We start from the raw sequence: 20,174 nt of genomic DNA, 5'->3' as shown, positions 1-20,174 counted from the left end.
GAATTCCTTAATTTATAGTTTGAATCAATTTCATCCGGCAGTCATGATTCTTAGTGCAAACTTCACAGGTGCTTCCAACAATAATTGTTTTGTATGCCACCCCCAAACCAATAAGACAGGAAACAGTTTTAAAAGGCGATAAAACAGCATTTCGGATTTTTACATTGATTTGTTCAAGGGGCAGAAGTGAACACAGATTTGTTTGATCTTCTATGTCCCATCCTTTGACTGAACCCGGACTTAGAAAGGGGCTTACACCCCATCCCAGTTTTTGGGCCTGTTTCTCGGCAATTTTTTTGATGACCTGCTCTGTTTGTTTGAGAATTAGCAATCCAATGAGATCAATCAGATAAGCCTCCATAAAATCTCCTTTAGAGGATGCTTTTATGGATTGCAGTTCAAATTCATGCCCGGCTGTGTAAACAGATATAAGTGAATGGCTGGCATGCCTCAAAAATTTAATGGCATAGCCTGGACTGATATTGCTGTGGCTATCAGTGCCTTTAAGGCTGCATAACAAAGGGTCGCTATTTGTCTGTTGGAATTCAAACCATCCGTATACGGCTGCTGGTTTCCATATGGTTTTAACTTTACCAAGTGTTTTCTCTGCGATTTCAATTAGTTGTGGGTGACGGCCTGACGGTTCAATCAGCTTTAAAACATCATTTAACGTTATGGCAACATTTAAATGACTAAGAACTTGGGGGTGCGGATTGAAACGGCTCATAACTTAAATAACATCAAGCTGTTATTTCTCCGGCTCTAACTGATTTTAAAAAATTCATACAAAAATTGTCATTTCCCATAATCATTTCTCCGGTTTTTAAGGCAGCCATAAGATCTTTGTCGGTCGGGTCCATTATGGCGGAATTAAATCCATTGGCCATAAGCATCAAAAGAAAACTGCGGTTGATTATTTTCCTTTTCGGCAGGCCATAGGATATGTTGGAAAGCCCTCCGGTTGTATGGACACCTTTAAGCTCCTTCATTATCACGCTTACAGCCTCCAGAACCATTGTGCCGTTATTGCCGTCAACACTCATGGGCTGGATCAGGGGGTCTATGAAAATATTATCCCTTTTGATTCCTATATCTTCAAGTTCCTTAACCATGGTCTTTGCGCAACGGATGATATCTTGTGAATTTTTCGGCATTCCGGAATCATCCATACACAATGCAATGATTTTACAATCTTTTCCTTTTAGGAATGGTATCATTGCATTGAATCTGTTTTTTTCAAGACTTATTGAATTGATTATCGGAGGCTTGTCAGTCATCTCATAGGCTGTTTCCAGAATTTTCGGATCAGGACTGTCTATGCACAAAGGAAGGTGAGTGGCTTTTTGTACAACTTCTATCAGCCATTTCAAGTCTTCTTCTTCATGGCTTATTCCTGCACCTGCGTTCACATCAATATAAGTTGCACCGCATTCTGTTTGGTTTTTTACATCATTTGTTATGTAGGCAGCATCTCTTTTGTCTACTGCTTTTTTTACTTGTTCCAGGGTGGTATTGATTCTTTCTCCAATAACGATAAACATTTATATGACCCCTTGTTTTGATTCCATTCTTCACGGCAGCAGTTTTACTGGATTTAACAGGCTTTGCTTGTCGCTTCTTTGGGTTGAATTCATTTGTTAAAAATTGTGAACATTCTCCAATATCAAACTAAATAATTGTCAGTCAGTGAATTGAATTTGATATTATTATGAGGCATATTCAAGCAATATAGAATAATTTTGTCAAGTTTTTTTGTTGTTTGAAAAAAAGACATATTGGTATTTTTAGATGTCATGTAATGTTTGAAATATTATTAATTTAAGGATAACAGGCTGATAGCATATTGTTTTGTTGGTGTATAAAAAAATATAGGATAACTTCAAGGGTTGTGATTTTTATTGATATGTTATTATGAATACTGCTCGAAAAAATAAGGGTTATTGTAAGATTCAAAATAATATTTGGATAATAATTGATTGAGTGCTTAAAACTATATTGTACATTTAAGATTGTGTTGTGGCATTATGGTTTATTTTACTGGGGTTTTGGCGCATGTGTTCGAGTTGTAGCTGTCAAATTTGTGGTAAAAAACTTATTTTTTTGTAATTGTGCTTGACAAAAAATAAGGTTAAGGATTAGAATTTGCCTCAATATTAAGGTCGTTAAATAGTAATGGGCATAAACAGGAGAAGCAAAAGATGGCAGTCAATGATATCTATCAGGCAGTTTTGGACTTTAAACATAAGGAAATTGCAGGTTTGGTTCAAGAAGAACTTGCTTTGGAAACAGATGTTTCCGAAATTATTCAGGACGGACTTATTGCTGCCATGGATGAGTTGGGGAGGCTTTATAGTGAGGGTACGCTGTTTGTACCGGAGATGCTCATTGGTGCCATGACCATGAAAAATGGACTGGCTGTTTTAAAACCGATCCTGGCTGAAACAAATATCCAGTCCAAAGGCACCATTGTTATTGGTACTGTTAAGGGAGATCAGCATGATGTGGGAAAAAATTTGGTGGCCATGATGCTGGAAGGGGCAGGGTTCAATGTCGTGGATATTGGAGTGGATAATGATACTGCAGCATTTGTAAAGGCTATTTCGGAAAACAATGCTGATATTGCTGCATTGTCCTCCCTTTTGACTACCAGTATGCCATCCATGGAAAAAATCGTGGCAGAACTGAAAGAGCAGGTCAGTGACATTAAAACCATGGTGGGTGGTGCCCCTGTTTCCATTGAATTTGCGGAACGGATCGGATCAAGCGGGTATGGTGAAAATGGCCCGGAAGCAGTTCAAGCTGCCAGAAGGCTTATGGAAATGTAATTTTTGTTATGAAACAATCAAGTACGGGAGAATCCGGGTGAAAAAAACAGTGTCCAGGTAAAATGGTTTGATCATTTTTTTAGAAAAAATAAAAAAATATAGAATTAATTTTGCTTAAGTTGTTTGGATGCAGACTACCCGAAACATTAAACATATCATTCAAGGAGAACCAAAGATGACAAAATCAATGACACCACCGGAAAGAATGATGGCGGTATTAATGGGCCAGGAAAAACCGGACAGGGTTCCGGTGGTTCCTTTTATTCAGGGATATGCAGCCAATATTGCGGGCATGCCCCCGGGTGAGTTCTGGTCAGACGGAGACAACTACTTTGATGCTAATTTTGCCAGTATGCGACTGCATGGTTATGAACAAACACCTCTTTACGGATATGCCGCCTGCGGCCCCTGGGAATTTGGCGGAAAAGTGGGTATGCCCGATGGAAGTGGTGAACTGGCACCTTATGTTATTGAGTCTCCCGTAAAGACCCTTGAAGATATTGAAAAATTGGAGGTTCCAACCTTTGACGGCCCTCTGCCGGGGGGATTTGCCATTGCCGACAGAAACGCTGAACGATGTGTTGCAATGGGAATGCCGGCCGGTTTTCAGGCGGGAAGTATTTTTTCAGCCGCGGCACAGGTGGCTGAAACCAATAGCTTTTTAACCTGGGTGGTTACTGAGCCGGATGCGGTGCATATGCTAATGGACAAGGTCAGCGATATGTTTATCAATGCCCTGGAGTATTTTGTCAATAAATTCGGCGCTCAGCACTGTATGCCGTTTCAGGCGGGTCCACTGGAAGCCAATGGTATGATTTCACCCGTAACATTTAAAGATTTGGTTTATCCTTATAATTTAAAAGTGAACAAAAGAATAAAAGAACTCGGCATTGGTGTCTCATTGATGCATCCATGTGCAGATCAGAATTTAAATATTCCTTACTATGTCAAGATGAGAGAAGAATGCGATTGGCACGGCAGATATATTTGGATTTTTGGTCCTGAAACATCAATTCCGGATCAGATCAAAGCCTTTGGAGATCATGATATTATTTGTGGTAATGTTGATCCTATTGCAATTCTTGAAAAACCATATGAACAAGTCGTTCAATTATGCAAAGAGGCTATTGAACAGGGCAAAGACAATCCCGGCGGATTTATTCTGACTCCGGGGTGTGAATTTCCCGCAGATGCCGCTCCCATAAAAGTAATGGCTATGATGGATGCTGCCGAGCAATTCGGTCGATATTAACAGGTGAAAAAAAAATAAAACATACGGCTCACCTGTGACTGGGTGAGCTGTATGTTTTATTTTTAGATGATTTTTGAACAACTGCCATGGTCAGCTTGTTTATTCGTCCTGTTATAAAATTTTATTTGCTTTCAGGGAAAGGAAAAAAACAGGTTACCGTTGTCATGCCATCACATTCAGGTCCGGGAATATTCTGGCATTCTTGTATCGAACCTGGACATGTATCCATGTTTTCTGGAATACGCCGGCAGCGTTGTGAGGTCATGGAAATTTTAAAGTTATATTTTTCAGAAAATATTTTCATCCTCAGAAGATCAGCGCCTTTGCCGCCGGCATTAAAATCAAAAGGCCTTTTGGATGAGTAATTCATGGTCTCCTGAGTAGAAAAAAAACCTTCAAAAATTCTTTTCCTGGCTTCTTGTGTAAGCCCTATTCCATGGTCTTTTACCACAAATTGCATGCCATTGCCTTTTTGATGAACAAAAATTTCAATTTTTCCCCCATCCGGTGTGTTTTCAATGGCATTTCGAATCAATCCATCTACAGTTTTTTTTAAGGGATCAACAGGCATTCGAATCGGGGAAGAAGATTTGAGGTGGGGAATCAAAGAGATATTTCTGTGGGACATATCAGGTTTTATGGCTTTAATCCTTTTTTCAACAAACCTGTTTAAAAAAATATCCTGGACAACAAGGTCACGACTGCTGAAAATATCTTCAATTTTCCGGCTTACTTTGGCAATTATCCCTTTTTCCCCGGTTTCCTCTGCAATAAGAGATTCAAATTCATCACGGCATTGCTCCAGGATACGGGAAAAGATCTTATGTTGAAAAAAATCTTTTTTTTCAACAATATCAGAAACCTCTCCTTCAATTCCAATAATCCGATCCAGGTTTCTTTGAACCCTTTCCATTGTTGGTTGCCAGGTTTTTTCAGGAAGATCCGCCAGCCTTTTTGAAAGGATTTTAAAAGAGCTTAAAAGAATTGCTACAGGTGTTTTCAGTTCATGGGACAAATGGCTGATCATTTTATCTTTCGCATGGTTCAGGCTTTTTAATTCTTCATAAGCTTCTCTTAATTCTCTTGAAACCCGTGCATTTTCAATTGAGAGGGCAACTGTTGCCGAAATTGTATTCAATGTTTCCAGGTCAGTTTCATCAAAATCGCCTGTTTTTTTATTATCAGCAGCCAGTATACCGATAATGCGGTCTTTATTTTTTAAAGGAACCAGGAGTAAGTTTTTTATTTTATATCCCATTTTCCGGTTCCTTAATTGATATAATTGCCTGTCGTCGGAAGGGGTGTTAACAATAATGGGCTTACCTGTCTTTACGACCTGGCCTGACATAAGTTCACTCATTGCAAATCGAGTTTTCTCAATATGTTCTTGTGTTGTCGGGTCATCATGGATGACACTGAAAAAATAGAATTCTTTTTGAGTTTCATCCAGTAAAATTGTATTGGCACACTCAACATTTAAAAGTTCTTTGATCTCGGTATTCACATAAAAAAGAAGCTTTTTTAAACCCGGGTATTGGGGGAGAACCTTGCTGATGCGGTTCATAGCCGTGCGATTGCGGTCGATCCGTTTTTCCATGGTCACGTCCTTTAGGACAATAATCACACCCTCAGGATTTTTGTTTTTATCTCTGTCCACACCAATTCGAATGACTACATCCAGAATATCACCATTTTTTGTCAGCCGCTTGGTGTTGAATTGCAGGACATTTTTGCTGTATGGCAGCATTTTTATCTTGTCCCTTAATTCGGTTTTAAGTGAATCAGGAACATAATTTTTTCCTATTTTTCCTTTCAGCTCCTTTAATGTCCAGCCAAAGGTTTTGGTAAAAGCAGGGTTTAAATAGGTGACCCGTTCCTTTGCATCCCTGGCCAGGACGGGATAGGGTAAAAATTTTAAAAACCTTTGATGATTTTCTTTTTCAGCCGTTTGAACCTGATAGGCTTCTTTGACATTTTGCACTTCTTTTTCAAGGGATTCTATCTTGATCAGCAATTCTTCATATGTGGGTTTTTGAACCATAACCCTCCCTTGGGGAAACTGAAAACATTAAAAAAAGTATCAACAATTTAACAAGTACAAAAAGGTTAAAAAGGACAAAAAGAAAGCCTACTTGATATGACAACCGGAACATTGTAATGGCCCATAATGTTTTCCGGCTTTTTTCATGTCCCTGTGGCATTTGATACAGACGGTATTCATTACCTGTTTTGCTTTGATTGTTCCGCTGTCTTTTGATTCATCCAGGGAGCCTGGTTTTTGTGGAAAAAAAGAATGGCAGATCAAACAATCATTGATAATAGCCTGGTGCATATGATGTTCAAAATTAATGTTTCCCTTTTTACCACCGTTTAATAGAATGGTTTTTTTACCGGTATTTTGTGCAGACACACAGAAAATACTGCTAAAGAAAATAACACTGACAAGAATAACGATTTTTTTTAATGGTTTCATGAGCAATCCTATCCGCATTAGAATTAATGTACTGTTAAAATAATGATATCAAAAAATTAAGCCATTTCGTATGGATAGCATTTGATTATCAATTGCAGGCCGTGGTGTAAAGAAAAATTTGTTTGATTTTTAATTGATTTCAAGTTAAAGGCATTTGCTGAGGATAAAAAACTTTTTAAAATATTTTAAATAGGAGGGAAGACGTGAACAGTGAATCAAAAGGGCTAAATATTATTTTCTTGATTATTTTAATCTCCATTCTTTTTTTGAGTTATTACTCAATTTCTTTGCATGATACTGAAAAACATAACAAAATATCAAAAAAAGCTCAGACAAAAGTTTATATTGATGAAAAAGACAAAACAAAGGCAGTGGAAGATCAGTTGATTGTGAAAAAATCTTTGACCAGTCATTCTGAACCTGTCAATGTCCCGTCTGAAGAAAAAACTGTTCAATCCCTGGAAATCAAAATCAAAGAGCAATCAATTCAGGAAAAAACAGATTCTGAAACAATTAAGCCTGAAATAGTTGAATCTGGTACTGAGTCTAATATTGATATCATTTCAATGAATAATCCTTTGTATGAAAAGCACACTAAAGGGATTGTGCAATTTACTCATAAGCAGCATGTGGAAAAATATTTAATTGCCTGTGGCAGTTGTCATCATGATGAAACCGGAAATCCGTTGGATTTAAAAGCGACTGATATTCCACAGGGATGTATTGATTGTCACCCTGGGACAAAAAAAATAAAGGGTGAAAAACTTGATAAAAAAGAAAAAATAGCCAGGTATCATTTTGAAGCCCTTCATGCCAATTGTATCGGTTGCCACAGGGATTACAACAAGGAAAAAGGTGATCCAAAGGGCAAGGAACCTGCACCTGTATCCTGTACAAAATGTCATCCCAAGCAATAGGCATCAAGAATATTGGTACGCGCCTGTCACAGTTCTTTTTACCGGAGGTTTATCCGGGAATACTTTATATAAAAGAACTTTTAACCTGCTGAAATTAAATATCTTTAATTATTTGTCGTGGCAGAGTGATCTGCCATGGCCTTTATACGAAGAGTCCGACCGTACCCTTAAATCTGAATTTTTTTTGATTTGTAGCGCCAGCAGTATTGTTTGCTGCATCCCGGCATCATAAATGTTTTTTCAATGGTTTGTTTTTGGGCAATATTATCGAGAAGTTTTAATGCATTTCCTGTCACAAAAGAGATGAGTTTAATATCGCTTTCAACAATCAAATCTGCAGGTTTTGTTGAAATAGCACCGCATATAAGAACTGAAACTTTCATTTTTTTTAGTGTTTTTATAAGATCCGATGGTGTTTCAGGGTTAAAAGACGCATATTTTTTTTTTATGATCATCCGGTCTTTAATCTCTGCTACCAGCAGTGTTCCGGCAGCATCAAAAACAGGTGATATACGGTTTCCCCAGATTGTTATGGCTAATTTCAATGATATCCTCCATTTGTTCTGAAAGCTTTAAGGAACTGCAAGGCATGTGCCTGGATGAAAAAAAAACGTGGCATTTGGCCATATAACCATAAAAAACAAAAGCTTAAGCCAAAAAACAAATCAAATGGTTTAGCCTGTATAATAAAAAGGGTTGCATAAATAAGACGATTTGAATTGCAGGCGTTGCAATTGTAAAAGAAAAAGTCTTATAATCTCATTCCCAGTTTCTTGATTCTTCTGAAAAGTGTGCTTTTATGGATACCCAGGTCTTTAGCTGCGGCACTACGGTTATAATTATTGCGTGCCAGGGCATCGGTGATAAGTTTTATCTGTGCTGATTTGACAGGATTGTTGTCTTTTTCGCTGGAGATACTGGATGGCAATGACAGAAAACCGGGTAGATGATTGAGCTTTATATGCCCCTCTGAGCAAAGCACAAATGCATGCTCTATAATATTTTCAAGTTCCCGGATATTGCCTGGAAAATCATGGGACATAAAGGCCTTAAGAACTTTTTTATCAGTTCCCTGGATAAATTTCCCCTGGTGAATGTTCATTTTTTTGATAAAGCAATCCACAAGAAGCGGAATATCTTCCATTCTATGCCTTAGAGGTGGTAAGGAAAGCCGGATAACATTAATCCGATAATACAGATCCTGCCTGAATTGATTTTGAGCGACAAGAGCGGATAGGTCTTTGTTGGTTGCCGCCATAATGCGGATATCTGTTCTCTCCTGGCTCAAAGCACCAAGGGGGGTGAATTCATGTTCCTGGAGAACCCGAAGGAGGCTGACTTGAAAAGCTGGGCTTGTATCCCCAATTTCATCTAAAAAGATGGTGCCGCCATCGGCAAGGGCAAATTGGCCGGGTTTGTCCTTCATGGCATTGGTAAAGGCCCCTTTTTTGTATCCGAACAGCTCGGATTCCAGAAGCGTGTCCGGAAGAGCACCGCAGTTAATGGCAATAAACGGTTTGTCTTTTCTGTGGCTCATGTTATGGATGGCCCTTGCAAGCAGCTCTTTTCCCGTACCCGTCTCTCCTTCAATCAGAACTGAAGAATCGCTGTCAGATACCTGGGGCAGAATGTTAAAGATATTTTTCATGGCATCGCTGTTGCTGACAATATCTTCCATTTTAAATTTTGTTGAAAGCTCTTTTCTCAGCTGATCAACAAGGGAATTGTCCCTGAAGGTTTCAACTCCTCCGATTACTTCTCCTTTTTTATCAATCAAAAGAGATGTGGATACGGTAATGGAAATTTTTTTCTTTTCATTGTTAATAATATATCCGGACGAATTGATAAAAGGCTTGCCGTCCTCCATGGTTTTTTTAAGGGCGCAGTCTTTTTCACACATGTTGGAGCGAAATACTTCCCAGCAATGCCGGCCAATGGCATCCTTGCGCGAAATGCCGGTTATTTCTTCTGCTGCCCGGTTAAACGATGTGATTTCCCAGTTGTAATTTATTGTAAAAACACCATCTGATATGCTTTCAAGAATCACTTTAGTGGTATCTTCCGTAAGCGGCCCGAATATTTTTTTATTTGTCATTTATATCTGCCCAAGTTTTTTTAGTTTCATTAGTCGGTATTTTAACCAAGTGGTTGCAATATTGCAATACATTTTAACCTTTTTGTTTTTATAAGCAATAGAAATATTGTTTTATTTTTTATGGAGATATCCGCTTATTTTACAATCAGTTGACTTTTGTTTTTATGAGAGTATGAAAGAAAATAATTAAAAACAGGGGTGGGTTTATGTTGGAAAAAATTTCGATGTTTGCAAATTTGCAACCATTGAAATCCTTGCTGTCCATTATCTGCTGATCTCTAAAACAGCTTTTTTGTTTTTTGGGGCCGTTTGGTTAGGTTTTGTTTTTTTTTATGCTTTTATTGACCCAAAGTTAGTTATTGATTATATACATATGCTATAATTCAGAGTCATTAAAGAATTAAACAAGTAAGATCAATTAAATCTTTGCTTATATTATTTTTAGAATCCATATTTGGGAAAAAAGGTGGAAGACATGAATAATGATAAGGTAAAACATACTTTTCATGGTCTGATGGATATGGCGGGAATTAAGGTTAACGGGCCACGTCCCTATGATATCCAGGTTAAAAATGATAATTTGTACCAAAGGGTATTGAGCAAAGCCGCACTGGGACTTGGCGAGTCCTACATGGATCAATGGTGGGAATGCAAAGCCCTTGACAGGTTTATTGATAAAATTCTTCGTGCAGATCTTGTAAACAAGATTCGTCAGGACTGGAACACCACATGGGAAATTTTAAAAGCCAGAATTATTAACCTGCAGAAACCTGATCGTGCATTCATGGTAGGTCAAAAACATTATGATGTCGGCAATGACCTTTACCAGGCCATGCTCGACAAAAGAATGCAGTATACCTGCGGCTATTGGGAGACGGCAGACACCCTTGAATCGGCCCAGAAAGCCAAACTGGAACTGGTATGCAGGAAAATCGGCCTGAAGCCGGGAATGAAGGTGTTGGAACTTGGATGCGGGTTTGGCGGGTTTGCACGGTATGCCGCTCAAAAATATGATGCCCATGTCACTGGATTTACAGTGTCCAGGGAACAGGCTGCGTTTGCAAAAAAACAGTGCAGGGGCCTGCCCGTTGATATCCGGCTCGATGATTACAGGAACGCATCAGGGTTGTATGACAGGGTTGTTTCCATAGGGATGATGGAGCATGTCGGGTACAAGAACTACAGGGCCTATATGGAACTGACAAATCGTCTGCTCAAGGATGAAGGCATTGCTTTTGTTCATACCATTGGCAGCAATGTCAGCCGTAAAATTTGCAATCCCTGGACGGTCAAGTATATTTTTCCCAATTCCTCCCTGCCATCCATAGCTTTTCTGGGGAAAGCCATGGAAGGGCTTTTTGTGGTGGAAGATTGGCATAATTTTGGTGAGGATTACGATAAAACCCTGATGGCCTGGCATGAGAATTTTAAAAAAGCCTGGCCAGGTCTGAAAGAAAAATACGATGAACGGTTTTACAGGATGTGGACATATTATCTTTTAAGCTGTGCCGGCGGATTCCGTTCACGAAGCATGCAATTATGGCAGATTGTAATGACCAAACCCGGCAGGACCCGTCCGGACCGCCGGATAAATTGAGATTTTCATCTATGATAGACTCAACTGATATTTTTAACAGAATATGTTTAACAGAATAGATTCAAATGATAGATTCTAAAATAATTATTGTCGGCGGAGGCCCTGCGGGTTCTGCATGTGCATGGAAACTAAAGCAGGCAGAAGAACAAATCCTTATCCTGGACCGAAAGCCTTTTCCGCGTTCCAAATTGTGCGCCGGATGGATAAACCCAAAGGCATTGAATGCCATTGATTTTAAAAAACAGGAATATCCTTTTTTGCTTCATCCGGTTGACAGGATTCATTTTTACCTGTTCGGGGTTCATATTCCGGTTCAAACACGTCAGTATGCCATACGCAGAGTTGAATTTGATGACTGGATGGTGAAGCGGGCCAATGTTCCTGTGCATACGCATACAGTTAAAAAAATCATTAAAAAGAACGGTTTTTATATTATTGATAACCAATACAGGTGCCAATATCTTGTTGGGGCCGGAGGCACCCATTGTCCAGTGTTCAGAGTTTTTTTCAGCAAAGATGAAAAAAGACCCATGAAGTCTATGATTGCAGCAGTTGAACAAGAGTATGTTTGCGATTACCAGGACAGCCGATGCCACATTTGGTTTTTTGACAAAAAACTTCCTGGATATTCCTGGTATCTTCCCAAGGGCAATGGTTGGTTAAATATCGGGATCGGCGGAAAATTTTTGAAAATGAAAAAACAGGGCACAACCATTATAGATCATTGGAGATATTTTACCCAAAAACTTTTAAGGCTCTCATTGATCAACAAAATTCCGGAAATGCCCAAAGGTCATACCTACTATCTGCGCCACCGTATGAACCAATGTCAAAAGGACAATGTGTTTGTGATCGGGGATGCAGCCGGTTTGTCCACACTTGATATGGGAGAGGGTATCCATGCGGCAATTGCCGGTGGAATTCTGGCTGCAAAAGCCATTGTCGAGAAAAAAGAGTTCCGGGTTGAATCTTTGGGAAAATTCAGTCTGCCTGGTATGATTTTTCAAAACAAGAGGTCTCACAAAGAATTTTTTTAATGCCGGGAAAGTTTTTGTTGTTTCCCGGCATTAATGATCCCCAAAAAATCCTTATATAGAAGGCTTTGCTCGGCCTGACCGGATGGCTGCATGGGCAGCCGCCAACCTGGCAATGGGAACCCGGAACGGGGAACAGGACACATAGGTAAGCTTCAAGTCGTGGCACAGGTGTATTGACTGGGGGTCTCCTCCGTGTTCGCCGCAGATGCCGCATTCCAGATCCGGTCGGACAGACCTGCCTTTTTCCATGGCGATTTGCAGCAGTCTGCCAACTCCCTCACGGTCAATGGTTTCAAAGGGGTTTTCAGGGAGGATTCCCGACTCCATATACTGCACAAGAAATCCTGTTTCTGCATCATCCCTGGAAATGCCAAAGGTGGTCTGGGTCAGGTCGTTTGTGCCAAAGGATACAAAGGAAGCATGTTCTGCGATCTGGTCGGCGGTCAGGGCGGCCCGGGGCAGTTCTATCATGGTCCCGAAGCTGTAATCCACTCGGATATCATGCTCGTGCATGACTTTTTCCGCCTCATCTTCCAGAACCTGCCGTTGCTGTTTTAATTCATTTACATGGCTGGTGAGAGGAATCATGATTTTGGGTTTTACATAACCGCCTTCACGAATGACCATGCATGCGGCTTCAAAAATAGCCCTGACCTGCATGGATGTAAGCTCCGGGATAACAATCCCCAGGCGTACTCCCCTAAGACCCAGCATCGGGTTGGATTCACGCAGGATTTCAACCCGTTTGAGCAATGTTTCCTTTGCCCTGATTTCTTCGAGCAGATCATCCAGGTGTTTTAAAGTGGCAGCGTCACGGATTTGAAGTTTAAGGTCGGAAAGATTTTTTAAAAGCTGGATATGATCAGGGAGAAATTCGTGTAAAGGAGGATCAATAAGACGGATCACAACGGATTTGCCGTCCATTACCCGGAAAAGCCCTGCAAAATCTTCTCGTTGAAAAGGCAGGAGGGCTTCCAGGGATTCCCGCCGTTCAAGGGGGAAATCGGTCATGATCATTTTTCTAAAATGGGGGAGCCGCTCTGTTTCAAAGAACATATGCTCAGACCTGCAAAGGCCTATGCCTTCTGCTCCATAATCCAGGGCTCTTTTGGCATCCCCGGGATAATCGGCATTGGCCCAGACACCAAGGTGACGAAATTGGTCTGCCCAGGACAGCAGTTTGATCAGCCATGGGTCTTTAATGTCCGGGACAATGGTGGACAGCTTTCCAAGGTAAATATCCCCGGATGTTCCGTCCACTGAAATCCAGTCCCCTTCCTTGATTTCAAGATCGTTCACCGTCATGCTGCGATTGCTCATGTCAATGAGAATATCCGACACGCCCACCACTGCCGGTTTTCCGAATTGGCGGGCAACAAGGGCTGCATGACTGGTTCTGCCGCCACGGCTTGTCAGTATCCCTTCCGAGGCCAGCATGCCGTGAACATCATCGGGTTTTGTCTCAGGTCTTACCATGATCACTTTTTTGTTTTCCTTTGTTGCCCACGCCTGGGCAATATCCGCATCAAATGCGACCTGGCCAACTGCTGCACCCGGGGAGACATTTAATCCTGATGCCAGTTTATTCCCATCTTGTTCAGCTTTTTTCAAGGACGTGGGATCAAACTGGGGATGGAGAAAAAAATCAACCTGCTCCGGGGTTACGCGCATTACAGCTTTTTTTTTGGAAATCATGCCTTCCATAGTCATTTCAACGGCAATGCGGACGGCAGCCTGGGCAGTTCGTTTCCCGTCCCGGGTCTGAAGCATCCAGAGCTTTCCTTTTTCTATGGTAAACTCGACATCCTGCATCTCCCGGTAATGATCCTCCAGGTTTTTTGCGATTCGTTCAAACTCATGGTATGTTTCGGGCATATCCCGGCTCATATCTTTGAGGTTTTGGGTCTGGCGGATGCCGGCTACCACGTCTTCACCCTGTGCATTGACCAGGTAGTCTCCTTCAATGACATTTTCCCCTGTGGTACCGTTTCGTGTCAGGGCAACGCCCGTGGCACAGTCATTACCGATATTTCCAAATACCATGGCCTGAATGGTTACTGCCGTTCCCAGGTTGTGGGGGATGTTTGCGGCATTGCGGTAGTCAATGGCCCTTTTTCCATTCCAGCTTTTGAACACGGCTTCAATGGAGCGTTTGAGCTGCTCCATCGGGTCTTCTGGGAAAGGATGCCTGGACTGCCTGCTGAAAACAGTCTTGAATTTTTCACAAACAGCCTTCCAATGGTCGGCATCCAGTTCTGTGTCATGCTTAACCCCTGCCTGTAACCTTTTATTGGAAATGATATCCTCAAACAGGGCATCATCAATTCCCATCACAACATTGCCGAACATCTGGATAAGCCGACGAAAGGAATCATAGGCAAACCTGGGATTGCGGCTCATGGCGATGAGCCGGGCAAGGGTTTGATCATTGAGTCCGATATTCAGGACGGTATCCATCATTCCGGGCATGGAAAACTTACCGCCTGACCGGCAGGAAATTAAAAGCGGGTTTTCAGGGTCACCAAATTTTTTGTAAAGCCGTTTTTCCAGATCAGCAAGTCCGTCTTGTACCTGTTCCCACATCCGGTCCGGGAAAGTTCCGCTTGAATCAAGATAGGCAATACAGGCCTCTGTGGTTATGGTAAACCCCGGTGGCACAGGGATATTGATCCTTGTCATTTCACCAAGATTCGCCCCTTTGCCGCCAAGGAGTCCGCGAACCTTTTCCCAGTCATCATTGGCATACTGAAGGGCTGCATCAATTTCGTCAAAAAGGTATACCCATTTTTTTGTCATAAATCACCTCCTGAAAGAAATTTATTTAAAATCCAGTCCCTTGTAAATACATATCATTGATATTATTAGGTATCCGGATATTATGTTTTGTTGTCCCGGATAAGGCTAAAAGTAAATTGTCGCTCCCCATGGTAACGTTTTGGATTCAGCATCAACACCATGAAAACAAAACTATATTAATCAATATACACAACAAGGAAAAACTGGAATAATTGGAAGAATTGGAATAATGGTGAATTATGACAAGACAGGATTTCTGTGTCAAGGATAAAGCAAGGAACTGAAAAAAACTAATTTTGTTGCCTGTATAACAATATAGATCTTGCAAAAAACAATATATTTGATATGAATAGCCTTTTATTGGCTGTTTTGATTTTAAATTCAGTTGTTGGATTGGAACCTCGGTACATGACCACCCAAATGGTACAAATAAAAAAATGTCGTTTTTATATAAATGAATATTAATGGGTATTAAGATTTAACCGACACTCAAAGTTCTGTTGTTTAAGGAAAATAAATAATGAAATTCAGGCCTTGTATTGATCTGCGGGAAGGAAAGGTTGTTCAAATTGTCGGAGGGACCCTGAAAGAATCGGAAAAGGTGTCTCCTGTTACCAATTTTCAAACAGGAAGAGCCTCTTCAGAATTCGCACAAATGTACAGGAAAGACAACCTGAAAGGTGGACATGTCATATCTCTTGGTCCTGGGAATACGGATGCGGCGCTATCTGCTCTAAAAGCCTATCCCGGAGGATTACAGATCGGCGGCGGAATTACCCCTTCTAATGCAGAAAGATATCTTGATGCCGGAGCAAGTCATGTGATTGTTACATCTTATGTGTTTTCCAATGGAAAAATAGACCTTGCAAAACTTCAAACCCTTGTCGATTGCGTTGGTAAAGAAAATCTTGTACTTGACATGAGTTGCAGAAAAAAAAATGGAGAGTTTTGGATAGTTACAGACAGATGGCAAAAATATACGGATGTTGTGGTGAACCCGGAAACCATAATTCATCTGGCATCATATTGTGATGAATTTTTGGTTCACGGGGTTGATGTGGAGGGCATGATGCAGGGAATCCAGACAGATCTGGTTGAATTGCTGGGAACCTGTTCTCCCATTCCTGTAACCTATGCGGGTGGCGCAAACCGTTTTTCAGATCTTGACAAAGTTAAGCATTTGGGACGAAACAGGGTTGATCTGACCATTGGTAGCGCTCTTGATATATTTGGGGGCGATATTTCTTATAAGGATGTTGTGAAATGGCACAAGGAAAATTGTTGAATTCATCCTTTGGATGTTCTTTTTCGTAAACAGCCTCTTTTGAATTAATTTGCATATAGTTCACTAAATAAAAAAAATTGATTTTACTCGGATATTAAAGATTTAATCATGAATAATAAAAAAGAAAATACCCTGACATTACCTGACATAAAGCTTAAGAAAATTGAAAAAGAAAAACTTAAAATTATTCTTAAAACAACCATAACCTGGTATCTTGAGTTTTTAAAAAACAAACAGATCAAAGTGCCTATGGTGGAAAAGACAATTTATGGGATTTGTGATCTTGATTCAACTCATATTCCAATCTCAAAGTTTAATTTTCCTTGTTATGATCGTATTGAAGCAAAAAAAATAATTGCACCCGAAAACGGACGGGAGATAAATGAGTTTTATGACTATATGTGGGAAAAAGGTGCTTTTAAAATAACTTTGACAGACTCAAACCAGGATAAAAACACCTGGAAATCTTTGGTTTTTGAAAAGTATATTAAAAATCCTGTAATACGAAGTTTAAGTGATGAAGCCTATGATGAAGCGGCTAAAGATGCGAACATAACTCTTTGGTATTTGCCGGTTTCCAAAAAAATAAATTTAATAAATAAGATCGTTGAGCAAATTGTAAGTCAAAAGACTATTTATATAGCCAGATGCCCATTGTTATATGTGAATCATTCCGGAAAATTTAAAGGTTATAAATTATCTAATAATATTTATTTAAAACTGTATTCAGCAAAGCAGCTGCTTATTTATATCTCAAAGCATCGTGATAAATTCGATTATGTTGACCTGCAACGCTATGGTTTTAATGAAAAAGTTGCTCTCATAGAATTTACGGGTTCCATTTTACCTAAATTACTTGAAACTTCATATGAGATCGGCAACAAAAAGGTTCGTGCAACCACTCTTATTGAAAATGAAATATGTGATACTTTAGATCTTTGCAAATGGGCCTTGATGTCAGGGCAAAAGCCTATTACCGGTTTTAGAGAAGACATGATTGTTTATGACGACACCATCGGCAATCGATTGTCAGCCGGCTTTTATGGGGTTTTTCGAAGGCAGACCCGAACCTGTGGGGGCATGGTTTACAATTTTGAAGAGATAGATTTAAATTCAGTTAAGCTATTAATGAAAAAAGCCCGGAAAGCAATTAAACAACTGCCTGATTTAAAACAGGCATTTTGGTATTGGGGCAGAAGTTATGTGTCGCAGACAGATCGGGATGCCGTTCTGGATGCTTTTATGGGGCTGGAAAGTCTGCTGGGGTCTTCTGCACAAGGTGGTGGAGTTATATTTAAATTCTGCTTGTATGGTACTGTTTTATTGGCTGAAGATGATAATGAAGTAAGTCAAATCAAAAAGGATTTGAAGACAATTTATGACGAAAGAGGTGACGTTACTCTGGGTAATAAGGAAAAAAGCGCCCAAAAAATATTTTTAGGGTTTACCTATTTGTCAAAAGCGATCTTCAGGATTATTGAATTACATGATCAGGGAATTATTAAAAAAGGATCTAAAATATCCGATCAAATTGAATCTTTTTTGTATGAAAACGGCTATACATGTCTTCAGGCAAAAAAAGTTTTAAGCCCAACCATAATCGCATAACTTCAATGGGCAGACATTTTATTTCAAAGGCCTGCACCTGATTTGTGATATGATGAGCGTGCATTGATTTTAAGGTTTGTACTCCCGCCAAATAAATTTATCCGGCTATTTGATGTGCGGCAATCAAATAGCCGGACCCGATATAATTTCTTGACTTTTCCTGTTTGTTTCGAATAAAATTTTTATTATCAGCAGCATTATGGAATTTGATTGTCGTATGTTACAATTCAGTGCAAAGCTAAGATTCCATTCAATTAATCAGATTCAGACAAGTCATTCATCAATGTGGAGTTTTAAAATGTGGGCCTTTAAGGTAAATCAGCAAAGGAGGATACCATGATCGGAATTATCGGCAGCGGCAATGTGGGTGCAAACACTGCCTTTTTCTTGGCTGAAAAAGGGGTGGACGATGTGATGCTTTATGATATCCGGAAAGGAACGGCAAAGGGAAAAGCGCTTGACATGATGGAAGCGGCCCCCATCCGGGGGTATCGTACCCAAATATCAGGTACTGACAGGCCCGAAGACGTCCTTGGTTGTGATATCATCATCATCACTGCCGGGGCTGTGCGAAAACCGGGAATGACAAGGGATGCACTTTTTTGGGAAAACAAAAAGATTATCGATGTTTATGCATCAAAAATTACAGGCTCTGACACCAAGGTCATTATCGTGACCGAACCCGTGGATTTTCTGACAACGGTTTTTGCCCGGATCTCCGGTCTTCCGGCAAATCAGATCATGGGTATTGGCGGTGTGTTGGATGCCACAAGGCTTCGTTTTCTCATCGCCGAAGAACTCAAGGTTTCCACGGAAAATGTATCTGCCCAGGTGATTGGCAGGCACATGGATGATATGATTATATTAAAGGATTACTGCAGTGTATCGGGCATCTCCCTGGATAATTTTTTATCATCAGACCGGATGGAGGAGATATTTGAAAAAACCAGGCAGGCCGGAAACCTGATCGTTGACCTGGCCAGGCTGGCCGGAGCATACTACGGACCTTCCGCCGTGGTTGCTGAAGTTGCTGAAGCCATCTGTCATGATACCGGGCGGTTGCTGTCGGTTTCCCATGTCCTGTCCGGGGTGTTTGAAATTTCGGATGTAGCCTTATCCCTTCCCTGTGTGATCAATAAAACAGGCATTTCAAGAGTGATTCAACCTCGGCTCAAAGATTCACAGATAAAGACGTTGAAAAAATCTGCGGACCTGATTGCCAAGACCATAAAGGAGGCAGACTAATGCATAAGGTATCTATAATCGGAGCAGGCCATGTGGGCGCAACTGCCGTTTACTATATTGCAGAAAAAAATCTGGCTGATATTGTCATGGTTGATGTGGTTGAAGGCCTTCCCCAGGCAAAGGCCCTGGATTATCTTCATGCCGCACCCATGAGAAAATACAGTGTTCATATCTCGGGGACCAATGATTACAAGGATATTATTGATTCTGATGTGGTGGTGATAACTGCCGGCATTCCCAGAAAACCCGGGATGGACCGCATGGATTTGATGAAAATCAATGTGGGGATTGCAAAGAAAGCATCCCTGGCCATTGCCGAATACGCTCCCAACGCCATTGTTATTGTGGTTTCAAATCCCCTGGATATTATTGCCATGGTAACGCTTCAGGAGTCAGGGTTTGCTCTTAAAAAAGTCATTGGCATGGCAGGTGTGCTGGATTCCACACGATTCAGGTATTTTATTGCACAAGAACTCAATGTCTGGCCCGGGGATGTCATGGCCATGGTATTGGGGGGGCATGGTGACAGCATGGTGCCGCTGTCACGGTATACAAGGGTCAATGGTATCCCCGTAAGTGAGCTTATGGATCAGGCCACCATTGATCAATTGATTGACCGAACCCGTACCGGGGGCGGTGAAATTGTTTCTCTTCTGAAAAAAGGCAGTGCATTTTATGCGCCCGGCGCATCGGTTGCCAAAATGGTTGAGGCCATTGTAAAGGACGAGAAAAGGGTGCTTCCGGTGTCTGCATACCTGAGGGGCGAATACGGTTATTATGATGTTTTCCTGGGGGTGCCGGTGCTGCTGGGTAGAAACGGCATTGAAAAAATTATTCAACTGGACCTGACGCCGGATGAAAAACAGGCTTTGGACCAGTCTGCCCTGGGGGTGAAAAAAGGAGTTGAGACGTTGAGAAGCTTTTACCGGCCGGGGCTTGGATCGGATTCATCAGAATAGGGTGTTATCCACTGAATTAAAGATGATCAAAAAGTAAAAAAATCAAAAAAGCTTTGATTTTTATTTCATTCTCTGCAATGTTACT

The 20,174-nt window shown here is 40.8% G+C and carries 16 protein-coding genes; 9 read left to right on the top strand and 7 right to left on the bottom strand.

Annotation, left to right across the window (positions count from 1 at the left end):
- Positions 1 to 7: 7 nt before the first annotated feature.
- Both TOL2_RS15215 and TOL2_RS15210 read right to left on the bottom strand, forming a co-directional pair.
- On the bottom strand, positions 8 to 727 hold the full coding sequence (locus TOL2_RS15215; RefSeq protein WP_014958211.1) for a hypothetical protein: 720 nt from the start codon (positions 725 to 727) through the stop codon (positions 8 to 10).
- 13 nt (positions 728 to 740) lie between these two features.
- Positions 741 to 1,541, bottom strand: a complete 801-nt coding sequence (locus tag TOL2_RS15210) for a methyltetrahydrofolate--corrinoid methyltransferase (protein ID WP_014958210.1) — start codon at positions 1,539 to 1,541, stop codon at positions 741 to 743.
- 657 nt (positions 1,542 to 2,198) lie between these two features.
- Between TOL2_RS15210 and TOL2_RS15205 the strand changes: the two genes are divergently transcribed.
- Both TOL2_RS15205 and TOL2_RS15200 read left to right on the top strand, forming a co-directional pair.
- The gene (locus tag TOL2_RS15205) at positions 2,199 to 2,825 is read left to right on the top strand and encodes a cobalamin B12-binding domain-containing protein (protein WP_014958209.1); all 627 of its coding nucleotides are present in this window, start codon (positions 2,199 to 2,201) and stop codon (positions 2,823 to 2,825) included.
- Positions 2,826 to 3,000: 175 nt separating this feature from the next.
- Complete coding sequence (locus TOL2_RS15200) at positions 3,001 to 4,077, top strand: uroporphyrinogen decarboxylase family protein (protein ID WP_014958208.1); 1,077 nt, start codon at positions 3,001 to 3,003, stop codon at positions 4,075 to 4,077.
- 121 nt (positions 4,078 to 4,198) lie between these two features.
- On the opposite strand, the gene TOL2_RS15195 is transcribed toward TOL2_RS15200, so the two are convergent.
- Complete coding sequence (locus TOL2_RS15195) at positions 4,199 to 6,118, bottom strand: GAF domain-containing protein (RefSeq protein WP_014958207.1); 1,920 nt, start codon at positions 6,116 to 6,118, stop codon at positions 4,199 to 4,201.
- An 87-nt stretch (positions 6,119 to 6,205) separates the two neighbouring features.
- The gene (locus tag TOL2_RS15190) at positions 6,206 to 6,550 is read right to left on the bottom strand and encodes a cytochrome c3 family protein (protein WP_014958206.1); all 345 of its coding nucleotides are present in this window, start codon (positions 6,548 to 6,550) and stop codon (positions 6,206 to 6,208) included.
- A 203-nt stretch (positions 6,551 to 6,753) separates the two neighbouring features.
- Between TOL2_RS15190 and TOL2_RS25600 the strand changes: the two genes are divergently transcribed.
- Positions 6,754 to 7,467 (top strand): cytochrome c3 family protein, encoded by a 714-nt coding sequence (locus TOL2_RS25600; protein WP_014958205.1) that lies wholly within the window; start codon positions 6,754 to 6,756, stop codon positions 7,465 to 7,467.
- Between the two features lie 167 nt (positions 7,468 to 7,634).
- On the opposite strand, the gene TOL2_RS15180 is transcribed toward TOL2_RS25600, so the two are convergent.
- A complete protein-coding gene (locus TOL2_RS15180) occupies positions 7,635 to 8,012 on the bottom strand; it encodes a NifB/NifX family molybdenum-iron cluster-binding protein (RefSeq protein WP_014958204.1) in 378 nt (125 codons plus the stop codon).
- Positions 8,013 to 8,218: 206 nt separating this feature from the next.
- On the bottom strand, positions 8,219 to 9,562 hold the full coding sequence (locus TOL2_RS15175; protein WP_014958203.1) for a sigma-54 interaction domain-containing protein: 1,344 nt from the start codon (positions 9,560 to 9,562) through the stop codon (positions 8,219 to 8,221).
- Positions 9,563 to 10,037: 475 nt separating this feature from the next.
- On the opposite strand from TOL2_RS15175, the gene cfa reads away from it, so the two are divergent.
- Both cfa and TOL2_RS15165 read left to right on the top strand, forming a co-directional pair.
- Positions 10,038 to 11,159 carry a cyclopropane fatty acyl phospholipid synthase gene (gene cfa, locus TOL2_RS15170; protein WP_014958202.1) on the top strand — a complete coding sequence of 374 codons (1,122 nt, stop codon included), beginning with the start codon at positions 10,038 to 10,040 and terminating at the stop codon, positions 11,157 to 11,159.
- 65 nt (positions 11,160 to 11,224) lie between these two features.
- Positions 11,225 to 12,196: an NAD(P)/FAD-dependent oxidoreductase gene (locus tag TOL2_RS15165; protein ID WP_014958201.1), complete on the top strand. Its 972-nt coding sequence runs from the start codon at positions 11,225 to 11,227 to the stop codon at positions 12,194 to 12,196.
- 51 nt (positions 12,197 to 12,247) lie between these two features.
- Here the strand turns inward: TOL2_RS15165 and ppdK are convergent, their stop codons facing one another.
- A complete protein-coding gene (gene ppdK, locus TOL2_RS15160; protein ID WP_014958200.1) occupies positions 12,248 to 14,992 on the bottom strand; it encodes a pyruvate, phosphate dikinase in 2,745 nt (914 codons plus the stop codon).
- Between the two features lie 520 nt (positions 14,993 to 15,512).
- Between ppdK and hisA the strand changes: the two genes are divergently transcribed.
- From hisA to mdh, 4 genes are all read left to right on the top strand, one after another.
- Positions 15,513 to 16,277, top strand: coding sequence for a phosphoribosylformimino-5-aminoimidazole carboxamide ribotide isomerase (gene hisA / locus TOL2_RS15155; RefSeq protein ID WP_014958199.1), 765 nt, complete (start codon positions 15,513 to 15,515; stop codon positions 16,275 to 16,277).
- Positions 16,278 to 16,385: 108 nt separating this feature from the next.
- Positions 16,386 to 17,885 (top strand): hypothetical protein, encoded by a 1,500-nt coding sequence (locus TOL2_RS15150; RefSeq protein ID WP_014958198.1) that lies wholly within the window; start codon positions 16,386 to 16,388, stop codon positions 17,883 to 17,885.
- Positions 17,886 to 18,221: 336 nt separating this feature from the next.
- Positions 18,222 to 19,130: a malate dehydrogenase gene (locus TOL2_RS15145; RefSeq protein ID WP_014958197.1), complete on the top strand. Its 909-nt coding sequence runs from the start codon at positions 18,222 to 18,224 to the stop codon at positions 19,128 to 19,130.
- Positions 19,130 to 20,089: a malate dehydrogenase gene (gene mdh, locus TOL2_RS15140; protein WP_014958196.1), complete on the top strand. Its 960-nt coding sequence runs from the start codon at positions 19,130 to 19,132 to the stop codon at positions 20,087 to 20,089. The genes TOL2_RS15145 and mdh overlap by 1 nt, the downstream gene beginning before the upstream one ends.
- The last annotated feature ends 85 nt before the right edge of the window (positions 20,090 to 20,174 follow it).

Origin of the sequence: Desulfobacula toluolica Tol2, from assembly GCF_000307105.1 — a bacterium.
Classification (GTDB): domain Bacteria; phylum Desulfobacterota; class Desulfobacteria; order Desulfobacterales; family Desulfobacteraceae; genus Desulfobacula; species Desulfobacula toluolica.
Note: the sequence above shows the minus strand (reverse complement) of the source record. Positions and strands in the feature narration are given on the sequence as shown.